This is a genomic window from Caulobacter sp. P1_B12_2 (assembly GCF_056406675.1).
The window spans coordinates 1-5543 of record NZ_JBFTZS010000313.1 but is presented as its reverse complement, the minus strand read 5'-3'; the positions used below and the strand labels follow the sequence as shown (position 1 = coordinate 5543).

The 5543-nt window shown below is 70.2% G+C and carries 4 protein-coding genes; 1 reads left to right on the top strand and 3 read right to left on the bottom strand.

What is annotated here, in order from left to right; translation table 11 throughout:
• The first annotated feature begins 205 nt into the window (after positions 1-205).
• Positions 206-1738 carry an acyl-CoA carboxylase subunit beta gene (locus AC1DZ6_RS17700; RefSeq protein ID WP_477098459.1) on the top strand — a complete coding sequence of 511 codons (1533 nt, stop codon included), beginning with the start codon at positions 206-208 and terminating at the stop codon, positions 1736-1738.
• Between the two features lie 4 nt (positions 1739-1742).
• On the opposite strand, the gene AC1DZ6_RS17695 is transcribed toward AC1DZ6_RS17700, so the two are convergent.
• The 3 genes from AC1DZ6_RS17695 to AC1DZ6_RS17685 all read right to left on the bottom strand — a co-directional run bounded on the left by AC1DZ6_RS17695 (position 1743) and on the right by AC1DZ6_RS17685 (position 5524).
• On the bottom strand, positions 1743-3299 hold the full coding sequence (locus AC1DZ6_RS17695; RefSeq protein WP_477098458.1) for a hypothetical protein: 1557 nt from the start codon (positions 3297-3299) through the stop codon (positions 1743-1745).
• 7 nt (positions 3300-3306) lie between these two features.
• Positions 3307-4593: a hypothetical protein gene (locus AC1DZ6_RS17690; RefSeq protein ID WP_477098457.1), complete on the bottom strand. Its 1287-nt coding sequence runs from the start codon at positions 4591-4593 to the stop codon at positions 3307-3309.
• A gap of 97 nt (positions 4594-4690) precedes the next feature.
• Positions 4691-5524, bottom strand: coding sequence for an RsiV family protein (locus AC1DZ6_RS17685; protein ID WP_477098456.1), 834 nt, complete (start codon positions 5522-5524; stop codon positions 4691-4693).
• Between the last annotated feature and the right edge of the window lie 19 nt (positions 5525-5543).

The window sequence follows — 5543 nt, the reverse complement described above, 5'->3', positions numbered from 1 at the left end:
GGCCTTGGCGGTCGAGGCCCAGGTGCTGGAGCGGTGGTTCGCGGCGCTGCGGCGCTGAGCCCCTTCCAAACGTTCAAGCACTTAGCCGATCGGCGATCATTGCTGCACTGCCGCAAGGGACGCTTGCCACGGAAAGCTCGCGCCATTACGGCTCGGCTCATAAGGTGGGAAAACCGCCCAGGTTAGAGAGCAGGGGAGCGTCCGCGTGCAGCATATTCTCGAGGAACTCGATCGTCGTCGCGAGCAGGCCCGGGCCGGCGGCGGCGAGAAGCGGGTGGCCGCCCAGCACGCCAAGGGCAAGCTGACCGCGCGCGAGCGCATCGACCTGCTGCTGGACGAGGACAGCTTCGAGGAGTTCGACATGTTCGTCGAACACCGCGGCACCGAGTTCGGCATGGCCGACCAGAAGATCTCGGGCGACGGCGTCGTCACCGGCTGGGGCACGATCAACGGCAAGGTCGTCTACGTCTTCTCCAAGGACTTCACGGTGTTCGGCGGCAGCCTGTCGGGCGCCCACGCGGCCAAGATCGTCAAGGTTCAACGCCAGGCCATGAAGGTCGGCGCGCCGATCATCGGCCTGTTCGACGCCGGCGGAGCGCGCATCCAGGAAGGCGTCGACAGCCTGGCCGGATACGCCGACATCTTCCTCGAGAACGTCATGGCCTCGGGCGTCGTCCCGCAGATCAGCGTGATCATGGGCCCCTGCGCCGGCGGCGACGTCTATTCGCCGGCCATGACCGACTTCATCTTCATGGTGAAGGACACGAGCTACATGTTCGTGACCGGCCCTGACGTCGTGAAGACCGTCACCAACGAGGTGGTCACCGCCGAGGAGCTGGGCGGGGCCCGGGTGCACGCCAGCAAGTCGGGCGTGGCCGAGGGGGCGTTCGAGAACGACCTGGAAGCCCTGACCCAGGTGCGCCGTCTGATCGACTTCCTGCCCTCGTCCAACCGCGACCCCGCCCCGGAACGCGACAGCTTCGACGAGGCCTATCGCGAGGAGGCCAGCCTCGACAGCCTGATCCCCAGCGATCCGGGCAAGCCGTACGACATGAAGGAGCTGATCCTGAAGGTCGTCGACGAGGCGGATTTCTTCGAGATCTCAAGCGAGTGGGCCAAGAACATCGTCTGCGGTTTCGCCCGGATGGACGGTACGAGCGTCGGCATCGTCGCCAACCAGCCCCAGGTGCTGGCCGGCGTGCTGGACATCGACTCCAGCCGCAAGGCCGCCCGCTTCGTGCGGTTCTGCGACGCCTTCAACATCCCGATCATCACCCTGGTCGACGTCCCCGGCTTCATGCCGGGCACCAAGCAGGAGTACGGCGGCCTGATCAAGCACGGCGCCAAGCTGCTGTTCGCCTATGCCGAGGCCACCGTGCCGAAGATCACCCTGATCACCCGCAAGGCCTATGGCGGGGCCTATGACGTGATGAGCTCCAAGCACCTGCGCGGCGACTTCAACTACGCCTGGCCCACCGCCGAGATCGCGGTCATGGGCGCCAAGGGCGCGGTCGAGATCATCTTCCGGCAGGAGGCAAAGGACCCCGAGGCTCTGGCCGCCCGCGAGGCCGAGTACAAGGACCGCTTCGCCAACCCGTTCGTCGCCGCCAGCCGCGGCTATATCGACGACGTGATCATGCCCCACGGCACCCGCAAGCGCATCGTCCGGGCGCTGAAGAGCCTGAAGGGGAAAGAGCTGTCGAACCCCTGGAAGAAGCACGACAACATCCCGCTTTAGGGAGCTAGTAGACCACGTCCGCCTGGGCCAGCAGCGGCTTGATCGCTTGCGCCTGGGCGGCGTCGCCGATGCGTTTGATGGCGATCGTCCCGTCCATGGTCTTGACCGACACCACCCCGTCGGCGCCTGGCGCGACGCGCAGGGCGCGCAGCAGTTGCGGGCCTTCGCCCCAGTCCAGGCGGACCTCCAGCATCAGCGAGCCTTGCTCGCTCCAGCCGGCGAAGACGTAGCTCAGCGTCATCGGCGGCAGCTCGATCGGGGCGCGCTCGACGTCCAGGGCGTTGGTCGTGCGGCTGCCGGAGAACCACGACAGGTTGACGCTCATCATCGCCGTCTGGGCCTCGACCCAATTGGCCTGGGTGGCGTTCTGCGGCAGGCAGGCGGCGGCCCAGCGAGTGGGCGACTTGCCCTTCGGCTTGTCGTCCTGGCGCGGGGCGCACCAGACCAGGCCGGTGGTTCCGGGCCCGGCCATCGGCACGGCATAGAGCGGCTGACCGACCGGCAGGGCCTTGTCGAAGAACCAGCCCTTGCCGCGCACCTCCTGCTTGAGCACGCCGGTCACGCCGTGGCGCACGCCGACGGTGAAGAACGGCTGGCCCTTGGCGATTTCGCCGCCGGCGACGATCGGGGCCGCGCCGGCCGGCACCAGCGGCTTCAGCGACAGTTCGGCCGCCGGCGGGGCGATGGCCCGATCGATCTTGGGCGCCGGCGGGGCGGACAGGTCCGCGATGCCGGAGAGCACCGGTTGGAGCAGGGGCGTGGGCGGCAGGCGGCCCTCGACCTTGTAGTGCAGGGCGCCAGGCGCGGCGCCGGCCGAGGTGGCGACCTTCAGCGGGCCCAGGTCGAAGGCCCCGCCGCCGACCGGTGCGGTCGCGCCGCTCACGCAGGACCCGACCACGAACCAGCGCGTGTCGCCGGCGGCCTGGAGGGCCCGGGCGAAGCGCGCCGGCTTGGTCGCGCCGTCGCCCTCGCACCACTTGTAGCCCAGCACCAAGGTGGGGTGCTCGTCCGGCTTGGCGTCGCGCCAGGTCGCCTTGCCGGCCAGGGTGCGCGGCGCGCTGACGACGTTGAAGCCGGCCGCCGCGAAATAGTAGTCCGACACTCCGGCCCAGCCCTGGTCGAAGGCTCCGGCGCCCTTGGTGTCGGTCAGGCACTCGAACGAACCGCGCCGGTTCCAGGTGGTGTTGGCCCGCAGGTCGCACCAGACGACCAGATTGGCGGGTCCGGCCACCTCGACCCGCGCCAGGGCCGTGCCGGCCGGGATCTCGCGGAAGCGGCCCTGTACGGCGCTGGTCAGCACGCGGGCCTGATCGACCCGCAGGACGTGCCGGGCGATCACCCCGTCCTTGGAGACCTCGCCCTCGACGCCGCCGGGCGCGGTGTCGGTCAGCGACATCGGCATCCGCGCGTTCTCGCCCGCCGCGCCGTACGAATAGACGGCGGGGGCAGAGCCATAGATCAGCGGCTGGTAGTTGGAGCCGGCGACCGCGCTCGATGCGGCGGTCAGCGACACCAGGCCGGCGATCGCCAGGGACGATCGCCGGTCAAGGGTCCAGGTCATGATCGACCTAGGGCGCGGCAGGAGCCGCGGTCGGCGTCGCGGCCGCCGGGGCGGTCGGCGCGGGCGCCGAGGCCGGTATGGCCGCGCCGGGCGCTGGGGCGACCGCTGCCGAGGCCGTGGGGGCCGGCTGAGCCTTGGAGCCCAGGGCGTAGCCTTCGGCGAACGATCCGCCGGTGGTCTCCAGCGCGTACATGTAGGCGCCGTTGCACTGGCCGGTGGAGCCGTTGACGTAGGTCGCCGCCCGCATCTTGTCGCCCAGACCCGACAGGGCCGGGAACACGGCGCGATAGGGCTCCAGGGTCATTTCCGGGCCGATGTTGTTGGTCGCCGAGGCCGGGTCGAACGAACCGGCATAGACCACGTCGCCGGCGGCCACCTCGAACAAGGGCGCGCCCAGGCACAGGCTGACCGTGAACAGGCCGGCGCTCATGTGGGCGATCTTCCAGCGGCCGGGCGGCACGGCGAACACCAGGGTCGTGCCTTGGGCGCCGCCGGCGGTGGCGGTGGCCTTGACCGGTTGGCCGGCCAGGAAGCTGCCCGGGCGGCCGTCGGCCCAGGCCGGGGTCTTGGCGTCGGGACCCGCGCGCTCGAAGGTGACCGAGAAGGCGCCCGTGCCCTGGACGTTGACGACGATCAGCGCCGAATCGGCGGGGATCTCGCCCAGTTGCTCGGCCTTGAGCGGCGCCGGCGGACGGGCGCTCTTGGCCAGTTTCGGCGCGGGCGGGGCCTTTTCCTTGGTCGGCTTGTCGCTTTCCGGCGGATCGCCCATGGCGTCGACGCTGAGCGCCGACTTGATGGTGTTGCGGGCGGGCGAGAACATGCCGGCGGTCTGGTTGCTGGCGGCGTCGTTGGAGAACACGCGAACCACCGTGCCTTCGGGCTCGGCGGCGCCGATCAACGGCGTCATGCGGGCGACCTTGGCGGCGGTTTCCAGCTTGTCGGCGGTCTCGCCGGCCACGGGATCCAGCGCCACGACGCGCCAGCCCTTCACGACCATGCAGTTCTCGACGTTCACCGGCCGGGCCTTGGCGTCGGCGACGGCCTGGGCGATGGCCTTGGCGATCGCCACCCCGATGGCGCCGGCCAGGCCGGGCGCGTAGACGGGCGCGCTGGTGTCGGGCTGGTGCAGACGGCCGGCCTTGACCTTGCAGTCGCGGACGTCGGCGTCATGGACGGCGACCTGAGCGCCGGGCTTGTTGAAATAGGTGTAGCCGTCCGAGGACTTGGCCAGATCGGTGGCGCACACCGGCGTCGCCGCCGCGGCAAGCGCCACGGCGAGATAGAACTTACGCATGGATAGTATTCCCCCCAAAGAAACGGGCTCAGATTGCACTGCTCTGTGACAAGCGCAACCTTGGGTCGGATCTGAGCTGGGGATGAACCGCTGGGCGCTACTTCACATCCATCGCCACGCTGACCGTCCCGTCCGGGTTGCCCGGCGACTTCGGCGCGCCGCCGAACGCGTCGGCGTAGGCCGGGGCTAGCAGGCTCTGGACCGCCGAGGCGGGGACGGTGACCTCGTAGTCGCCCTCGGAATAGGGCCCGACCACATAGGGATCGATCAGCGCCGTCAGGCCGCCGACCCTGCCCGGGCTCGTCGAGGGGGCGAGGACCAGGACGGTCTGGCTCCACTTGGGACAGGAGAACATGTCGCTGAGCGGCACGGCCCCCTCGCGGCGGGTCTTGGCCTGGGCCACCGCGTCGCAGATCGCCCGGTCGAGCACGGTCATGTCGGCGTCGGGCCGGAACAGGGCCTTGGGCTGGATCTCGCGATTGACGGCCGTGTCCCAGATCAGGGTCGAGCCGCCGTGGTTGGGGTGCGCGCCGCCGGTGTCTTCGAACCACAGGGCGCGCAAGGCCACCAGCGGCGCGGCGTCGGCGGCCAGGAACCACTGGCTCTGACGATTGTAGGGCCGCCAGGGGAACTTGCCGTCGGAGGCCTTGCGATCCGTCTCGGCCTTGGCGGCGAAGGTCCGCAGACCCGCCACCTCGCGATCGTAGAGCAGGGTGTGCAAGGCGGGATAGTTGGCGATCTCGGCGGGCAGGGCCAGGGCGACCTTGGCGGCGGGATCGGTCTGGTCGAACGCCAGGGGACGCACCATCGGAGCCGGGGCGGCGGCGACCGGGGCCGGCGCGGCGGGAGCCTGGTCCGGCGCAGCGGGCTTGCGGTCGCAGGCGCCCAGCGCGGCGACCAGGGCGAAGGCGGCGACGGGGAAGGGTTTCATGGACATCACTCCTGAACGC